The organism is Haloglomus litoreum (assembly GCF_029338515.1).
GTDB classification, from domain to species: domain Archaea; phylum Halobacteriota; class Halobacteria; order Halobacteriales; family Haloarculaceae; genus Haloglomus; species Haloglomus litoreum.
Map to the genome: position 1 here is coordinate 3,573,161 of NZ_CP119988.1, position 15,061 is coordinate 3,588,221.

Genomic DNA, 15,061 nt, shown 5'->3' on the forward strand with positions numbered 1-15,061 from the left:
ACTCTCACGATGGCCTCCCGAACCGATCCGATCCGGGTGCTCCACGTCGACCCGGATCCGTCGTTCCTGGATGTCGCGAGCGACGCTCTCGAGAGCGAGAGCGACGCCGTCGTGGTCACGACCGCGACGAGGGCCGACGAGGCGATGGCCACCCTGGAGGCCGAACCGGTCGACTGTGTGGTGAGCGACTACGAACTGCCCGGCGGGGACGGTATCGAACTCCTCGAGGCGGTCCGTGACCGCGAACCGGAGCTCCCGTTCGTCCTGTTCACCGGGGCGGGGAGCGAGGCGGTGGCCAGCGAGGCCATCTCCGCCGGGGTGACGGACTACCTCCGGAAGGGCGGTGGCCGCGAGCGGTTCGCGCTCCTCGCAGATCGGGTGGAGACGGCGGTCGACCGGTTCCGCTCCCGTCGGGCGCTGGAGGAGCGCAACCGCCGGCTGGAGACGCTCATCAGCAACCTCCCGGGGATCGTCTACCGCTGCGAGAACGCGCCCGGGTGGCCGATGAGCTACGTCGCCGGCGAGTGTGAGGAGCTGGTCGGCTACCCGCCCGAGGCCATCGAGGACGGCGAGGTCTCCTGGGGCGAGGACATCATCCACCCCGAGGACCGGGACCGGGCCTGGGAGATCGTGCAGGACGCCATCACGCACGGCGAACCGTTCGAACTCACCTACCGCATCGTCGATGCCGACGACGACGTGCGGTGGATGTGGGAGCGCGGTCGCGCGGTCGGTACCGACGGGACGCCGGGCGCCGACGTCGACTCGCTGGAGGGGTTCATCTCGGACATCACCGACCGGAAGCAGCGCGAGCGCGAACTCCGCGAGGAGCGCGAGTTCACGGCGACCGTGATGGACGCGTTCGACGACGTCGTCTACGTCTTCGACACTGATGGCAACTTCGTCCGCTGGAACGACCGCGTGGTCGAGGTCTCAGGCTACGACGAGGCCGCCCTCGACGAGATGGGGCCGACCGACTTCGTCACGGGCGAGGACGTCCAGCGCGTCGCGGACTCGATCCAGGAGATCTACGAGACCGGCCGGTCCACGGTCGAGGTCGACCTCGTGATGGCCGACGGGTCGACGGTCCCGTACGAACTCCGCGGCCGCGCACTCACCGACGAGGACGGCGAGGCCTGGGGGTTCTGTGGCATCGCCCGCGACATCTCCGAGCGCCGCCGCCACGAGCGCGAACTGGAGTCACGCAACGAGCGACTCGACGAGTTCGCCTCCATCGTCAGCCACGACCTCCGCAACCCGCTGAACGTGGCCCAGGGGCATCTGGAACTGGCCCAGGAGACCGGCGACGCCGACCACCTCGACGCCGTCGCGGCCGCCCACGAACGGATGAGCACGCTCATCGAGGAGCTGCTCGAACTCGGCCGGGAGGGCGAGGCCGTCGACGACCCCGGGCCGGTCGCGCTGGCCGATGTCGCGGAGGCGGGCTGGCGCAACGTCGACACCCCCGGGGCCGACCTCCGGCTCGAGACCGACCTCCTCATCCGGGCCGACGCGGGCCGCCTCCAGCGGCTCTTCGAGAACCTCGTCCGGAACAGCGTGGAACACGGTTCCACGGGCAGTCGGCCGCAGGCCGACGACAGTGTGGAACACGGCACCCCGGAGGACGTGGCGGCCGAGGACGGCGGTGCAGACACCGAGGCGGACGCCGACGATGACCCGGCGGTGACCGTCACGGTCGGCGACCTGCCCGACGGGACTGGCTTCTACGTCGCCGACGACGGGCCCGGTATCCCGCCCGAGCAGCGCGACGCGGTGCTGGACGCCGGGGTGTCGACGACCGTCGGTGGAACCGGCTTCGGCCTCTCCATCGTCCGGCGCATCGCCGAGGCCCACGGCTGGGAGGTCGCCGTCACCGAGAGCGAGGCGGGCGGCGCCCGCATCGAGTTCCGGGGCGTCGAAACCGCCTGACGACGCCGGGTCCGACAGCCCGGCGTGCAGAAAGGTAATCCTTAAACGACCGACGACAGTACCACCGAGTGCGCCTACCTGGGCCAATAGCTCAGTCAGGTATGAGCGCTCGGCTGATAACCGGGAGGTCACCGGTTCAAATCCGGTTTGGCCCATACCGGGCCTCCGCCCGAGGCGCTGACCTCCCCAGCCAATTCATCTCGGACGCAACACCCCACAGCGGAGCCGCCGTTCTCGGGAGAGTTCATCAGGGAACCTGTTGGCCAGCCGTGCCGTCAGGGGGCCGCCGTTCCCGCTCGGCCACCGACCCAGGGGTCGTCAGTCCAGCCAGCTCCGGCCGACCGTCCGTCCCCCACGGAGTTGCTCCTCGTCGTAGTACGTCGAGATCTCCTCGAGAATCTCGGCGATTTCGCGAGCCGAGAGGCGCTGGTCGGGAAAGTAGAGGACCGCGTAGTAGTCCGCCTCGGAGAGTTCCGTCAGGAAATCGTCGTCGTAGGTGACGAGGACCCGCTCGTCCTGCAGCGACCGCGCCCCGAGTTCGGTGTCGGAGTCACCCTTCGAGAGGCCCTCGCTCACCTCGACGTGGAGGACATCGTGACCGCCGTTCTCGAGCCGGTGGAAGATCTCGTGCTCGAGGTTCTCGTCGAGGAGGAACCTCATTCGGGCTTCTCGAGCGTCGGGGCCGCCTCGGCCGCGCGCTGGCGACGCGCCTCGACCGCCCGCATCTCCTCGGGGTGGCGATGGTAGTACGCCAGCGCCTCGTACACGTCCGCCACGTCGAGGTTCAGCCGCTCGGCCACCGTCTCCGGCCGCAGTCCCCGACCCTCCACCCGGGCGTGGATATGCTGGACAGTCACGCGACTCCCCTCGATATGGGGCTCGTCGTGAATCTCCGACTCCTCGCCGGAGACGATCTTCGATTTCGTCACTGCCATACACCAGTTTCCGGTGTCACGATAGGTAAGTCCTCGCCCTGCTGGCCCAGCGACGACAGGAGGAGAGCCCGCGAGAAGATGGAACAGCGACGAAGGTACCTTCGCGATTGACCATGACGACGACAGCCAACCTACCATCCGACCGGACCGCAGCGGGAGGCGAATCTGGCACCTCCGGTTTGGCCCATACCGGGCCTCCGCCCGAGGCGCTGACCTCCCCAGCCAATTCATCTCGGACGCAACACCCGACAGCGAAGCGGCTGTTCTCGGCAACGTTCGTCAGGGAGCCTGTTGACCACTCCTGTCGGAGTGGCCAGGTTTCCCGGCCCGAGATTGACGAACGACACCCCGACCGACCCCGAACAAGACATATACACACCTTATACAGTATCCACTACCTTTCTGCAAACTCTTATCCGTGGTTCGTGTGACGTATCGGATACAATGTCCGCCCCCGCCAACACGGGTGTTCAGTCAGCATCGTACCTGCCCTGCGAGAACTGTGCCGAGGGGTCCCTGTCGTGGGACCCGACCGAGCAGACGAGCGTCTGCGTCGCGTGCGGCGAGTCCATCGGGGGCGCGGAATGACGAAGCGTCACGTCGAGTTGCCGCCGGAGGTCCAGACACGCATCGACGAGGCGGTCGCGTTCGCCGACCACCGGCTCGCGTCGGACGACCCGACGGGCGCCGTCGTGGGCGAGCTGCTGGCCGAGATCCACGGCGACCGGCAGGCGTACGAGCGTTACCTGGACGGGAAGCCACAGTCGCCGATGGCGCGGGTGCGGGCGGCGAGCTACGATCCGCGGAACGCGCTCACCGAGTCCGAGCACTGGGCCGAGCAGGACCACGCGGACCTCCGGGAGGCGAAGTGCCTCAACTACCTCTGGCGTGGCTTCGACGAGTCCCCGCTGGCGAACAACACCGCGTTCGCGCTGCCGTTCCGCCGGATGCTCGCGACCCACCTGTTCGAGGAGGTCGGCGAGGGGGTCCGGCTGTTCGGCGGCATCAAGATCCAGTGCGGCCACAACATCGTCATGGGCGACAACGTCGTCGTCCACAACGACGTGCTGCTGGACGACCGCGGGGAGCTGGTCATCGGGGACCGCGTCTCCATCGCCGACCGGAGCCACCTCCACACCCACAGCCACGACGTGGTCGACCAGTCCGACGTGACGAACTACCGGACGGTCGTCGACGACGACGCGCGGCTGGGGTACGACTCGATGGTGAACGCGGGCTGTCGCGTCGGGGTGAACGCGATGGTCGGCGCCGGCGCGATGGTGCGAGGGGACGTGCCCGACCACCACGTCGCGGTCGGGTCGCCGGCCGAGAGCGTGAAGGTCAAGCCCGGGTGGGAGCCAGTCGCTCGCGAGCCGGGGCCGCTGGAGAACCGCGCCGTCGAGCGCCAACTCGACAGCGACCTCACCGGAGAGTTCGAGTCCGTCGACGAGTTCGGCCGCGACCTGACGCCGCCCGCGCGGCCGGGGTCGCCCTCGGACTGAGCCGTCACCAGGGGGCCGGTGGGGGGACCGGATGCACCCCGTCGCTGTTCCTGCGGGGCTGCCCACCTGGGCCGGCTGCAGCGCGTGCTTGCGGAGGTGGTCGACCGATGCGGTCTCGGTTACAAGGGCGTGCCTGCGGAGGTGGTCGAGGGCGGTCCATCACCGTCGCTCCGGCGACCTCGGTCCCGGGTGGGGGAGCCACGTATCGTTCCACCGGCCGGGATGCGCACAAAAACTCCCGGGGGCTCCCGGCAGCACCCCTTTGGTGTGGTGTACGTTGCTCGGTGGCATGGGTGACACTCCCGTCGAGACGGTGCCGTGCCATTACTGTGGTGTCGATATCGAGGTACCCGCCGAGCGGAGCCGGTTCGAGGCGTTCACGGCGCACTTCCAGACGGAACACATCCGGGACCGTGTCGCCAGGTCGGGCGAGGGGCAGGCCGCCGGCGGTCACGATGGCTCGGCCCGGCCGGTGGGTGGCCCCCACGACGCTGGGGACTGATTCCGCCCCGCTGGCGGGGGAGTCGGCATCGTTCCGCGCACGTCCGACGCAACATAAATATCGCCGGGGCGTCCCGGCATCACGGATTTGGTCGCTTCGACGGTACAAACGTCCATGGCCGACACCGCGGGCGAGATGGTCGCGTGCGACTACTGTGGGACCGACATCGAGGTGCCCGCCGACGGGTCGCGCTACGAGGCATCCGTGGCGCACTTCGAGGCCGAACACGCCGAGCGCCACCAGGGCCCTCCGGAGGCCGGCGAGGCGACCGGTGTCGGCGCTCGGGCGGGGCCGTCGGTCGAGGCCGACGGCACCGAGGACAAGGGGATCAGCGACTGACGGCTGCGCACGGTAGCTTTTTCATCGCCGCTTTCCACCCGGTAGCCGCATGATCGTACTCAACGCGAGCATCCCCATCGACCCCGACAGCCGCGAGACCGCCGTCGAGGCCGCCACGGAACTCGCACAGCACTCCCGCGAGGAGGCCGGCGTCATCGACTACCGCGTCGCGCTCGATGTCGAGGACGACACGACACTGCGCATCTTCGAGCAGTACGAGGACGAGGACGCGCTGAACGCCCACATGAACAGCGACCACTACGGCTCGTTCGAGAGCCGGGTCCCGGGGTTCGCCGCGGGCGCGCCCGAACTCCACCGGTTCGACGTGAGCGAGAAGACCCAGTTGATGTGAGGGTTCCGGGGGTGTCTCCCCCGGCCCCTCGATTCAGTCGGCGAACTCCTCGCGAACCGTCTCGATCGCCTCCAGGAACCCGTCGGCGTACGACTCCTCACAGACCGTATCGGCCGCGGCGCGGGCCTCGGTGTCGGCGTTGGCGACCGCGAACGAGCGGCCCGCAAGCGCCAGCATCGCGGCATCGTTCTCCGAGTCACCCACCGCGACGAACGCGTCGGGCTCGAGGTCGAGCGCGGCGGCGGCCGCCTCCAGCCCCCGGCCCTTGTCCACCTCCGGCGAGGTGACGTGGTAGGCGAACCCGGTGTCGAAGACGCGCAGTCCGTGGTCCGCGGCGATGCGCTCCAGGGGCTCCAGCGGAGAGTCGTGCGCGACGGCGAACTCCGTCTCGCGCCAGCGATTGACGAAGTCCGTCGGCCCCCATCCCACGTCGTACCCCTCGGCCTCGTACTCGCGGGCGACGGCCGCGGCCGCCTCGCGGTCGCCCGTGAACCGCAACTCCCCGTCGCCCTCCATCTCGTGGTCCACGTAGACGGCGCCGCCGTTCTCCGCCACCACGCGCTTTGGCACGCCGAGGAACTCGCACAGCGCCACCGGGTACGGCAGCGCCTTCCCCGTCGCGACGACGACGGGCGCCTCGGCGGCCCACTCGCGGAGCGCGGGCAGGACCCGGGCGTCGAGAGCCCGCTCCTCGTCGGTCAGCGTCCCGTCGATGTCGACGGCCAGCGGCGGAAGCACGACCACCACTCCGCCCGCCGGGGGTATCAAGCCCCTGTCTCCCGTACGGCCGGTATGGCAGAGCGGAACACCGACGACACCCCCACGTCGGACGCCGGCGACGGTCCCGACCCCATCCCGGTTCCGGGCTGTCCGGAGACGTACGCGGTCGACCACCTGCTGCACGGCCAGCCGACGGCTCTCTCCTCGTACCTCGTCGCGGGCGAGGCGCCGGTGGTCGTCGACTGCGGCGCCGCGGACACGACCGACCGCATCCGCGCGGCGATGGCCGACCTCGGCGTCGACCCGGCGGCCGTCGAGGCCATCCTCGTCACCCACGTCCACCTCGACCACGCGGGCGGCGCGGGCGACCTGGCGCGCGCCTGCCCGGACGCGGAGGTCTACGTTCACGAGCGCGGCCTGCCGTACCTGACCGACGCCGACCGGCTGGCGCGCCTGAAGGAGAGCACGGACGAGGCGATGGGGATGCCCGACGCCTACGGCGACCCCGAGGTCGTCCCGGCGTCGCGGTGCGTGTCGGTCACGGGTGGCGAGACGCTCGACCTGCCCGACCGGACCCTCGAGTTCGTCGACGCGCCCGGACACGCACCCCACCACTACGCCGCTATCGACCGCGCCTCCGGCGCCCTGTTCTCGCTCGACGCCGCGGGGATGTACTACGACGGCCGGGTCCTGCCGACCACGCCGCCGCCGTCGTTCGACCTGGCGGCGAACCTGGAGACGGTCGAGCGCCTGCGCGGGCTGGACCCGACGGTGAACTGCTACGGGCACTTCGGCCCCGGCGAGCACGGGGCCGCGGACGCCGAGCTCGCGGGCTACGCCGAGGTGCTCCCGGAGTACGTCGAGCGCATCGACGCCCTCCGGGCCGACCACGACGGGGCCGGGGAGATACTCGGCGCGCTGGGCGAGCGGTGGCAGACACCCACCGCCTACCGGGACGTGGCCGGCGTTCTCCGGTACCTTCGGGAGCGGGAGGGCGAGAACTGACCGCGTCGGGCACCAGTGCGACCAGCCCTCCCCGCCGTCTGCGCGACACGTTCGAACGGATTTATGCGACCGGAACGAGTGCCTCATCCGTGTCGATAGAGCGCCATCTCCGTGGCGACGAGTCCGTCCACGCCCGCTACGACGGCGACTGGGTGTGGTACTGTACGGACCAGCGAGTGCTCCGCGTCCCGGCGGCGACCGCCGACGCGGCCCCGGAGACCCTCCCCTACGACGAGGTCGAGCGCGTCGGCCGCGTCGCCGGGCGTGACACCCGCTACCTGGTCGCGGCGCTGTCGGCCGTCCTCCTGGCCACGCTGGTCCCCGCGCTCCTGATGGGCGTCGCGAACGTCGCCGTCGTCCCCGCGTCGGCCGTCGCCGGGGGCTTCGCGGTGCTCGCGGTCCTCGGCTTCTACCGGTGGCTCGATTCGAACGAGCCGTACTACCAGTTCCAGGGCACGGCTGGCCTCGCGGCGACCGACGACTGGCGGCTCCCCGACGACGAGGACGCCGCGGCGTTCGTCGAGACGGTCCGGCTCCGGCTGTGAGAGAGAAACCGTGAACCGTCCCGAGGCCCCACGCTCGGGTATGACCGACGAGTCGACGGCGGCGGACGGGGAGACGACGACCGGCCAGTTCGTGGTCACGCACGCGGACGCCGACAGCGCGGTGCTGAAGGCCGTCGACGGCGGGCAGGTCCACACGCTGGCGACGAACCCCGGCGTCGAGATGGACGACGTGGTCGAGGCGACGCTCGCACCAGAGCCGCCGATGGAGGTGACGTGGCGCGTCCTCGAGGTGGCCTCCCGGCGAGCACTCAGCATCGAGCACAGCCCCGAGCCCCCCACGGAGCTGGCCTACGACATCGCCGCCGACCAGCCCGTCGGCGAGGTGACGCGCCGGGAGCGCGCCGGGGAGGGGGAACTCCACGTGCTCACCCTCGACCCGGGGACCGTCGAGACCGCCGCCGAGGAGGTCGCCGCCGACGAGGCCACCCGCACCGTCGCCGCACGGGTCGGTGCCCGGCGTGTCGAGTTGCGACTCGACGACGACGAGGGCGTCCTCAGCGTGCGCTACCTGCCCTGAGGCGAGCGGAGCGACGACCGGACCCGCGGCCGAACGGGAGCGACGTACCGAGCCCGCGAGCAGATCGGGAGCGACGACCCGGACCACTTATCACCGTGGTCGCGCCTACCGGTTAGCGTGCAGTAACCGGCGTCGCCCGCCTTTCGACGACCTTCACGGGTCCGAACCGGGTGCCGCCGTAGTGCTGCCATGACTCTACATCGCCGAGTGGCAGCACTGCCCGGCGGTCGTTCTCACCGCGGCCGCTCGTCCAGTATCCGCACCGCGTCCCCCACCGACACCTCGGCGCCGACGGTATCGCGAGGGACCCGCGTGTTGACCATCAGCCGGAACTCGTGGTCGAACCAGGCGTCGCCGGCCCAGTCGGGCTTCTCGGCGGCGCGGCGCTCGACGAAGCGGCGGTTGAACTCGGGGAGTTCCTCGCCCGTGTCGGGGTCCCGCGAGGGGACCACGCACCGCTGGCACGGGTTGATCCCCTCGAACTCGGCGTCGCCGACGCGGAACCCGACGACGTGCTCGCGGTCGTCACTGGGGAACAGGCGGTCCTCCCAGAAGGCGGGGACACCATCGACCTCGATGTTCGCCCGGAGCCGTCGGCGGGCGTTCTCGACCGGGAGGTCGAACCAGTCGGCCACGCGCTCGACGGTGGCCGTGGAGACGACCGTCGGGCCGTGGGCGTGGGTGTCGTCGGGGAAGCCGCCGTGCTCGTCGCGCCGGACGTGGACCGGGTAGCCGAAGAACTCGGCCAGCCACGCCTCCGCGGCGGCCCGCCCCTCGCTGTCTGCGAGGTCGAACGTCCGGACGGCGTCGGGGTCGCCGTTCGGGCGGAGGCGAACCGTCGCCGGAGGCTCGAACGTCGACCGGAGCCGGTGGACCGCGCGCTCGTTCTTCCCGTTCACGTAGTCACCGTCGTCGTCGACGAGTGCGAACTCGCGGTCGAACCCGAGTCCACCCTCGGGCAGCACCTCCGCACGGTCGGGTTCGTACGGGTCCAGCGACTTCACCGGATAGACCCGCAGGCGGGCGACGCGTGGGTCGGTCCCGTCGTGGTCGGCCATCGGTTGGCGGATGCCTGGTCGTGACGGCGCTTGAACGGTTCGGGTGCCGGTCGGCGCGCCGGTCAGCGACCGCCGGTCCGGTCACCACCCCGAACGTTCGTACAGCGGCGCCCCGTGCGAGATGAACCGTCCTACCCCTTTTTGTCGGAGTAGGCAATCCCTACGGGGTATGGGGTACACCGCAAGGGAGTCGCTCAGACGAAAGATCGTCTACCTCGCCCTGCTGACGCTGTTGTTCCTGGGCACCGCGTTCGGGCTGGGGTGGGCGTTCGTCCAGGGCACGCCGTAACGGCCAGGCACGCCCGTTCCGGGATGGTCGGGCCGTTCGTCCGTCCGCACCGGCACCTACCAGACGGGCAGCGGTGGCACCCACTCGGACCGGGGACGGCCACCGACACCGCTTAACGGGTCCGCACCGAACCGACCTGCATGAGCGACGCGGACGAGCCGGTCGACCCCGCCGAAATCGGGGAGACCGACGCGCCACCGGTCGAGGAGAAGCCGTACAAGATCATCTTCGAGGCCAACAAGTGCATCGCCGCGGGGAAGTGTGCCGAGGTCTCCGCGAACTGGGAGATGGACCTGAAATCCGGGCTCGGAACGCCGAAGACGTACTTCTTCGACGAGTCCGAGCTGGACCACAACGTCCGCGCGGCCGAGGTCTGCCCGGCGAAGAAGGACCGCGGCGTCATCCACGTCGTCGACCGCCGGACCGACGAGGAGATCGCTCCCGACCCGCATGGAGACGGGACGCTGTCGGTCGACTGGTGACAGCCCAGTTATTCACAAACCAGCGGAATATCTCCATAGAACGGGGCGCAACCCCCAGATTGAGAGAACAATCAGAATGCTCGAGACGGCTGTCGTCGGCTCTGACCGAAACCGACAAACGGTGGCCCCGCCGACTGGAGAACGCGCGGGGGTGGCCGAGTCCGGACAAAGGCGGCGGACTTAAGATCCGCTCCAGTAGTGGTTCGAGGGTTCGAATCCCTTCCCCCGCACTCCGGTGAACACCAGTGAGCCGTGAGTGCGGACGGAGGATTCGAACCCTGGCGGTCGCGCACAGCGAGCATCGCGAGCGAGCACGTCCGCCTTCGGTTCGAATCCCTTCCCCCGCATCCCGACGAACGCCAGTGAGCCGTGAGTGCGGACGGCAGATTCGAACCCCGTCACGAGCGAGCAGCGCGAGCGAAGTGACGACGGTTCGAATCCCTCCCTCGCATCCCGACGAACGCCAGTCAACGGTCTGGACGTCCACCGGGGGCCCGGTTATGACGAGCCAACATTCATATGCGCGCCAGGCTCAGATACGGGGACGTACAACATGTCCGGGACGGGGGAACCGTTGTTCGTCGCCGACGGGGAGCGGGACCGGATCGAGGTGCTCCACGTCGAGGACGACCCGGCGTTCGCGACGGTCGCGAGGCGGTTCCTCGAACGGTGCGACCCCTCGCTGGAGGTGACCTCGGAGACCGACCCGCGGGAGGCACTCGACCGGCTGGAGGAGGAGTCGTTCGACTGCGTCCTCTGTGACTACGACATGCCCGGGATGAACGGCATCGAGCTCCTGGAGTCGCTCCGGGAGTCGTACCCGGAGCTGCCGTTCATCCTGTTCACGGGGAAGGGGAGCGAGGAGGTGGCCAGCGACGCGTTCTCGGCCGGCGCGACCGACTACTTCGGGAAGTCCAGCGACGCCAGCGAGTACGAGGTGCTGGCCGAGCGCATCGCGACGGTCGTCGAGAAGTACCGCACCGAGCGCCAGCTGGAGCGGAGCGAGGAGCGGTACCGGCGCCTCGTCGAGACGGCGCCCGTGGCCATCGCCGTCCACCGGGGCGACGAGATCGCCTTCGCCAACCGGGCGGCGGCCGACTTCCTGGGGGTCGACGCCCCGGCCGAACTCATCGGGGACGACCCGCTGTCGTACCTCGATACGGACGACCGGGCGGTGGCCCGCGAGCGCATCGCGAGGCTGCTGGCCGACGAGGCGACCATGGAGTCGCTGGAGGAGCGGTACGTCGACGCGGACGGGAACCTGAAACACGGACTCGTCGCCGGCAGCGCCGTCGAGTACGGGGGCGAGCGGGCCGTCCAGGTGATCGTTCGGGACATCACCGAGCACCGCGAGCGCCAGCAGGAGCTGGAGCGCTACCGGCAGCTCGTCGAGGCGATGGGCGACGGCGTCTACGCGCTCGACGCGGACGGCTGCTTCGAGATGTTCAACGAGCGGATGGTGGAGCTGTCCGGGTACAGTCGCGAGGAGCTACAGGGGCGGTACGCGGGCGACGTGATGACCGAGGCAGGGCTGGAGACCGTCGAAGCGGCCATCCAGTCGCTGCTCGACGGGGAGACCGACTCGGTCACGGTCGAGGTGCAGGCGAAGCGGGCCGACGGGGAGGTGGTCCCCCGGGAGCTGACGCTGACGCTCCAGCCCACCGAGCCGGGCGAGTCGTTCGCCGGCACTGTCGGCGTGGTCCACGACATCACCGACCGCGTGAAGCGCGAGCGGGAACTGGAGGCACAGAACGAGCGGCTGGAGGCGTTCGCCGAGATCGTCAGCCACGACCTCCGGAACCCGCTGACCGTGGTGGAGGGCCACGTCGAGCTGGCCCGCGAACTCGCCGAGGAGGGAGCGAGCGGGGAGGAGCTGGTCCCGCAGCTCGAGGCCATCGCCGATGCGACCGACCGGATGCTGTCGATGACGGGGGACCTGCTCACGCTGTCCAGGCAGGGAGACACCGTCGGCGAGCGCCACCCGGTGGCGCTCGCACCGCTCGCCAGGGACGTCTGGAGCACGCTCGACACCGGCGCCGCCACGCTCGAGACCCGGGACCCCGGCCAGGTCGAGGCCGACCGCACCCGGCTGGAACAACTGCTCGCCAACCTGCTCGAGAACGCCGTGGAGCACGGCTCCACGGACGGCCAGTCGTCGCCCGACGACCCGGTGGAGACCCCCGCCGACGGTGCCGACGAGGGACTCACGGTCACCGTGGTGGGGACGGCCGACGGGTTCGCGGTGACGGACGACGGTCCCGGTGTCCCACAGGAGGACCGCGACGACGTGTTCGAGCGGGGCTACTCCACCGAGCAGGGCACCGGCGTCGGGCTCGCCATCGTCCGCACGGTCGCCGAGGCGCACGGCTGGACGGTCACCGTCGGTGAGAGCGCGGCCGGCGGCGCCCGGTTCGAGTTCCACACCGACGGCTGACGGGCCGGGTAGTGACCCGGCGCCCCCCGGGCCCGTCCCCGCGACCCGACCGCGTCGCTCTTGTGCTCGCGCCCCCGAGTGCGGGTATGGAACCCGCGTCGCTGGGGCGGGACCTCTCGGCCTCGCAGGCCCGGAAACTCCGCTTCCTGGCGGTCCAGCTCGTCGGCGCCGTCGCGGTGGTCCACCTCGTCGTCGGCCTGACGGGCTTCCTCGAGATCCTCGTCAACGGACTGCTGGTGACCTACCTCACGGAGTTCGTCTTCGAGCGGCCACGGACGCTCCTGTTCACCGTCTCGGGGATCGCCATCCTCGCGGGCATGGTCGCGACCGCTCGCGGCCGGCTCGACCTCCGGCGGGCGTACCTGCTGGGCATCACGGTGCTGGCGACGTATCTCGTCGGCTGGCTCGCCTGGCACACCGTCCTCGACCACGGGTTCGCCCTGACCGGCGGCGGACCGACCGAGGCGACGCACGCCCACGGCGGCATCCTGGCGACGCTCTTCTCGCACTACGTGGAGCCGCTGCTGGCGACGCTCGGGGCCGCCGGCTCCGGTACCCCCGGAACCGGTCGAACGCTGCTCGGTATCGTGTCGGTCACGCTGGAGCTGGCGGGGCTCGTGGTGCTGGGACTGTTGCTCCGGGGGGACCCCGATATCGACCGGACGGGCGGCCGGGGCATCGGACTGACGCTGGACCGGCCGGAGGCCGGTGACGACGCGCGGGAGTCGGAATCGGATTGAGCGCCCCCGGCTCTGGACCGGACGGTCTCAGCTCGGCGTCGGCGCTGGGGTCGGCTCGGCCGTCCCCTCGGGGACCGGGGTAGCCGTCGTGGTCCGGTTGGCCCCCGTCGCCAGCACGAAGCGGCTGTCGGCGAGCGTCGCAGCGGTCCGGGCGTCAAGCAGCCCGGCCCCGGTCGCGTCGTCCCGCCCCGGCGCCCCCACGTCCCGGGCGCTCCGCTCGAGCACGTCCCGGAGCTGTGCTGCCGTGGCGTTCGGATGCGCGTCGAGCACGAGCGCCGCGGTTCCGGCGACGTAGGGGGCGGCGAAGGAGGTGCCACCGGCTGCGCCCGTCCCCGGTGCCGCCACGGCATCCGGCGCGACCAGGTCAACCCCGGTCCGGTTATCGACGGGCCCGCGTGAACTGAACTCCGCGATCGAGTCCGTCCCGTAATCGTACGCCCCCACCGCCAGAACGCCGCGAGAGCTGGCGGGTACCGCGAGACTCCCGGCCGGCGTCCGGTGGGCCAGGTCGCGGGTCGCGAACAGTTCCAGCCGGTGGGGGCCCGGGACGTCGTCGGCCTCGACCGCGAGGTAGTACCGCCCCCGGGGGACGGTCGTGTCGAGGTAGACCGCGGAGTCGTTGCCGTCGGGGCTGGCGGAGGCGACGACGCGCGGACCACCGATTCCCCGCCGGAACAGGTAGAGCTCGTAGTCGGCCGTCGTCCCGTTGCCGTCGACGGGCGTCCACTGGAGGCTCGCACGGACCCGGCCGGCGAAGACCTCGCCGTCGGCCAGCGCGTTCCCCTCGGCGCCGGGGGCGAAGGCGACCCAGCGCCCTCCGTCGGGGACGTGGTTACCGGCCCAGTGGCGCTGGGCGTAGTTGCCTGCCGAGGTGACGAAGAGGACATCGCCGGAGGCGTTCCGGGCGACCGACGAGAGGCTGCCGGTTCCGGCGTCGGTGTGGCCGAAGTAGCTCCCGGCATCGACGATGACATCCACGCCGGACGCCCGGAGCCAGGTCACCGCCTCGCGGTACTCCGCGGCGGTGGTGGTGTCACCGACCGCGGCGACGTGGATGTCGGCATCCGGGGCGGTGTCGGCGACGACGCTCGCGACGGCGGTCCCGTGGTCGGCGTCGCCGGCGGCGCCGAACGAGCGGTGGGCCGCGACGTGCCCCGCGAGTTCGGGGTCCGAGACCCGGAACCCGCCGTCGATGATGCCGACGGTCACGTCGTCGCCGGTCAGGCCGCGGTCGTGGACGCTGTCGGCGCCGACCCGGGCGACGCCCGCGGCCACCTGGCCGCTCGGGCCCCGGTGGCGCTGGCGCATCCGGACGACCTCGACCGCGGGGTTCGAGGAGAGATCACGCACGTCCGAGAGCGCTACGTACCCCTCGACGTGCGGGCTCCCGTCCTGGATGTAGCGTTTCTGTCGGAGTTCGAGGCTCTCGGTCGAGAGCGACTCCTCGCCGTGGAGTTTCACCGTCACCAGCACCTCCCGGTCGACCGGGGTCGGCCTGGCCCCGTCGCCGAACAGTCGGTCGAACTGGGCGCCGGTCCCCGGGCTATCGCCGACGTGTCTCGTCTCGGGCGCCGGCGTGGTGAGTGCCAGAACCGGGGCGAGCGGCGCCACCAGTAACACGGCGGCGAACACCACCCGGAGAGCCGTCCCACGGTTCATCGCTCTTGCATAGAGGGCCAGGGGTTCGGCAA

The 15,061-nt window shown here is 70.7% G+C and carries 17 protein-coding genes and 2 tRNA genes; 14 read left to right on the forward strand and 5 right to left on the reverse strand.

Translation table 11 applies throughout. The features are described 5' to 3' along the window. The first annotated feature begins 9 nt into the window (after nucleotides 1-9). Nucleotides 10-1,929, forward strand: a complete 1,920-nt coding sequence (locus tag P2T62_RS17980) for a hybrid sensor histidine kinase/response regulator (protein WP_276258396.1) — start codon at nucleotides 10-12, stop codon at nucleotides 1,927-1,929. A gap of 80 nt (nucleotides 1,930-2,009) precedes the next feature. Continuing rightward, a tRNA-Ile gene (locus tag P2T62_RS17985) sits at nucleotides 2,010-2,084 on the forward strand. Nucleotides 2,085-2,247: 163 nt separating this feature from the next. Here P2T62_RS17985 and P2T62_RS17990 read toward each other — a convergent pair. Both P2T62_RS17990 and P2T62_RS17995 read right to left on the reverse strand, forming a co-directional pair. Further along, nucleotides 2,248-2,589 carry a DUF5615 family PIN-like protein gene (locus P2T62_RS17990; RefSeq protein ID WP_276258397.1) on the reverse strand — a complete coding sequence of 114 codons (342 nt, stop codon included), beginning with the start codon at nucleotides 2,587-2,589 and terminating at the stop codon, nucleotides 2,248-2,250. Further along, complete coding sequence (locus P2T62_RS17995) at nucleotides 2,586-2,864, reverse strand: DUF433 domain-containing protein (protein ID WP_276258398.1); 279 nt, start codon at nucleotides 2,862-2,864, stop codon at nucleotides 2,586-2,588. Before P2T62_RS17995 ends, P2T62_RS17990 begins: the two co-directional genes overlap by 4 nt. 444 nt (nucleotides 2,865-3,308) lie before the next feature. Between P2T62_RS17995 and P2T62_RS18000 the strand changes: the two genes are divergently transcribed. The 5 genes from P2T62_RS18000 to P2T62_RS18020 all read left to right on the forward strand — a co-directional run bounded on the left by P2T62_RS18000 (nucleotide 3,309) and on the right by P2T62_RS18020 (nucleotide 5,559). Continuing rightward, complete coding sequence (locus P2T62_RS18000) at nucleotides 3,309-3,452, forward strand: hypothetical protein (RefSeq protein WP_276258399.1); 144 nt, start codon at nucleotides 3,309-3,311, stop codon at nucleotides 3,450-3,452. After that, complete coding sequence (locus tag P2T62_RS18005; RefSeq protein ID WP_276258400.1) at nucleotides 3,449-4,366, forward strand: acyltransferase; 918 nt, start codon at nucleotides 3,449-3,451, stop codon at nucleotides 4,364-4,366. The genes P2T62_RS18000 and P2T62_RS18005 overlap by 4 nt, the downstream gene beginning before the upstream one ends. Nucleotides 4,367-4,655: 289 nt before the next feature. Continuing rightward, a complete protein-coding gene (locus tag P2T62_RS18010; protein ID WP_276258401.1) occupies nucleotides 4,656-4,868 on the forward strand; it encodes a hypothetical protein in 213 nt (70 codons plus the stop codon). Nucleotides 4,869-4,982: 114 nt separating this feature from the next. Continuing rightward, a complete protein-coding gene (locus P2T62_RS18015) occupies nucleotides 4,983-5,207 on the forward strand; it encodes a hypothetical protein (protein WP_276258402.1) in 225 nt (74 codons plus the stop codon). 49 nt (nucleotides 5,208-5,256) lie between these two features. After that, on the forward strand, nucleotides 5,257-5,559 hold the full coding sequence (locus tag P2T62_RS18020) for a putative quinol monooxygenase (protein ID WP_276258403.1): 303 nt from the start codon (nucleotides 5,257-5,259) through the stop codon (nucleotides 5,557-5,559). A gap of 33 nt (nucleotides 5,560-5,592) precedes the next feature. Here P2T62_RS18020 and P2T62_RS18025 read toward each other — a convergent pair whose 3' ends face one another. Continuing rightward, on the reverse strand, nucleotides 5,593-6,297 hold the full coding sequence (locus tag P2T62_RS18025; protein ID WP_276258404.1) for a phosphoglycolate phosphatase: 705 nt from the start codon (nucleotides 6,295-6,297) through the stop codon (nucleotides 5,593-5,595). A 54-nt stretch (nucleotides 6,298-6,351) separates the two neighbouring features. Between P2T62_RS18025 and P2T62_RS18030 the strand changes: the two genes are divergently transcribed. From P2T62_RS18030 to P2T62_RS18040, 3 genes are all read left to right on the forward strand, one after another. Further along, on the forward strand, nucleotides 6,352-7,284 hold the full coding sequence (locus P2T62_RS18030; protein ID WP_276258405.1) for an MBL fold metallo-hydrolase: 933 nt from the start codon (nucleotides 6,352-6,354) through the stop codon (nucleotides 7,282-7,284). An 89-nt stretch (nucleotides 7,285-7,373) separates the two neighbouring features. Continuing rightward, nucleotides 7,374-7,829, forward strand: coding sequence for a hypothetical protein (locus P2T62_RS18035; protein WP_276258406.1), 456 nt, complete (start codon nucleotides 7,374-7,376; stop codon nucleotides 7,827-7,829). Nucleotides 7,830-7,869: 40 nt separating this feature from the next. Further along, entirely contained in the window at nucleotides 7,870-8,367 is a 498-nt protein-coding gene (locus tag P2T62_RS18040; RefSeq protein WP_276258407.1) for a DUF5812 family protein, read from the forward strand. Between the two features lie 233 nt (nucleotides 8,368-8,600). On the opposite strand, the gene P2T62_RS18045 is transcribed toward P2T62_RS18040, so the two are convergent. After that, a complete protein-coding gene (locus tag P2T62_RS18045; protein WP_276258408.1) occupies nucleotides 8,601-9,425 on the reverse strand; it encodes an MOSC domain-containing protein in 825 nt (274 codons plus the stop codon). Nucleotides 9,426-9,854: 429 nt separating this feature from the next. On the opposite strand from P2T62_RS18045, the gene P2T62_RS18050 reads away from it, so the two are divergent. From P2T62_RS18050 to P2T62_RS18065, 4 genes are all read left to right on the forward strand, one after another. Then, nucleotides 9,855-10,196 carry a ferredoxin gene (locus P2T62_RS18050; protein WP_276258409.1) on the forward strand — a complete coding sequence of 114 codons (342 nt, stop codon included), beginning with the start codon at nucleotides 9,855-9,857 and terminating at the stop codon, nucleotides 10,194-10,196. Between the two features lie 145 nt (nucleotides 10,197-10,341). Further along, nucleotides 10,342-10,426: transfer RNA gene (locus P2T62_RS18055), tRNA-Leu, on the forward strand. Between the two features lie 323 nt (nucleotides 10,427-10,749). Then, complete coding sequence (locus tag P2T62_RS18060) at nucleotides 10,750-12,630, forward strand: hybrid sensor histidine kinase/response regulator (RefSeq protein WP_276258410.1); 1,881 nt, start codon at nucleotides 10,750-10,752, stop codon at nucleotides 12,628-12,630. Between the two features lie 86 nt (nucleotides 12,631-12,716). Then, nucleotides 12,717-13,370, forward strand: a complete 654-nt coding sequence (locus P2T62_RS18065; RefSeq protein ID WP_276258411.1) for a hypothetical protein — start codon at nucleotides 12,717-12,719, stop codon at nucleotides 13,368-13,370. 27 nt (nucleotides 13,371-13,397) lie between these two features. Here the strand turns inward: P2T62_RS18065 and P2T62_RS18070 are convergent, their stop codons facing one another. Beyond that, nucleotides 13,398-15,029 (reverse strand): S8 family serine peptidase, encoded by a 1,632-nt coding sequence (locus P2T62_RS18070; RefSeq protein WP_276258412.1) that lies wholly within the window; start codon nucleotides 15,027-15,029, stop codon nucleotides 13,398-13,400. Nucleotides 15,030-15,061 lie beyond the last annotated feature (32 nt).

What these genes read in the sequence shown, in the direction of transcription:
- P2T62_RS18015 (WP_276258402.1), top strand. Translation starts at nt 4,983, where the DNA reads ATGGCCGACACCGCGGGCGAGATGGTCGCGTGCGACTACTGTGGGACC.
- P2T62_RS18010 (WP_276258401.1), top strand. Translation starts at nt 4,656, where the DNA reads ATGGGTGACACTCCCGTCGAGACGGTGCCGTGCCATTACTGTGGTGTC.
- P2T62_RS18005 (WP_276258400.1), top strand. Translation starts at nt 3,449, where the DNA reads ATGACGAAGCGTCACGTCGAGTTGCCGCCGGAGGTCCAGACACGCATC.
- P2T62_RS18000 (WP_276258399.1), top strand. Translation starts at nt 3,309, where the DNA reads ATGTCCGCCCCCGCCAACACGGGTGTTCAGTCAGCATCGTACCTGCCC.
- P2T62_RS18045 (WP_276258408.1), bottom strand. Translation starts at nt 9,425, where the DNA reads ATGGCCGACCACGACGGGACCGACCCACGCGTCGCCCGCCTGCGGGTC.
- P2T62_RS17980 (WP_276258396.1), top strand. Translation starts at nt 10, where the DNA reads ATGGCCTCCCGAACCGATCCGATCCGGGTGCTCCACGTCGACCCGGAT.
- P2T62_RS18030 (WP_276258405.1), top strand. Translation starts at nt 6,352, where the DNA reads ATGGCAGAGCGGAACACCGACGACACCCCCACGTCGGACGCCGGCGAC.
- P2T62_RS17995 (WP_276258398.1), bottom strand. Translation starts at nt 2,864, where the DNA reads ATGGCAGTGACGAAATCGAAGATCGTCTCCGGCGAGGAGTCGGAGATT.
- P2T62_RS18065 (WP_276258411.1), top strand. Translation starts at nt 12,717, where the DNA reads ATGGAACCCGCGTCGCTGGGGCGGGACCTCTCGGCCTCGCAGGCCCGG.
- P2T62_RS18050 (WP_276258409.1), top strand. Translation starts at nt 9,855, where the DNA reads ATGAGCGACGCGGACGAGCCGGTCGACCCCGCCGAAATCGGGGAGACC.
- P2T62_RS17990 (WP_276258397.1), bottom strand. Translation starts at nt 2,589, where the DNA reads ATGAGGTTCCTCCTCGACGAGAACCTCGAGCACGAGATCTTCCACCGG.
- P2T62_RS18060 (WP_276258410.1), top strand. Translation starts at nt 10,750, where the DNA reads ATGTCCGGGACGGGGGAACCGTTGTTCGTCGCCGACGGGGAGCGGGAC.
- P2T62_RS18020 (WP_276258403.1), top strand. Translation starts at nt 5,257, where the DNA reads ATGATCGTACTCAACGCGAGCATCCCCATCGACCCCGACAGCCGCGAG.
- P2T62_RS18070 (WP_276258412.1), bottom strand. Translation starts at nt 15,029, where the DNA reads ATGAACCGTGGGACGGCTCTCCGGGTGGTGTTCGCCGCCGTGTTACTG.
- P2T62_RS18040 (WP_276258407.1), top strand. Translation starts at nt 7,870, where the DNA reads ATGACCGACGAGTCGACGGCGGCGGACGGGGAGACGACGACCGGCCAG.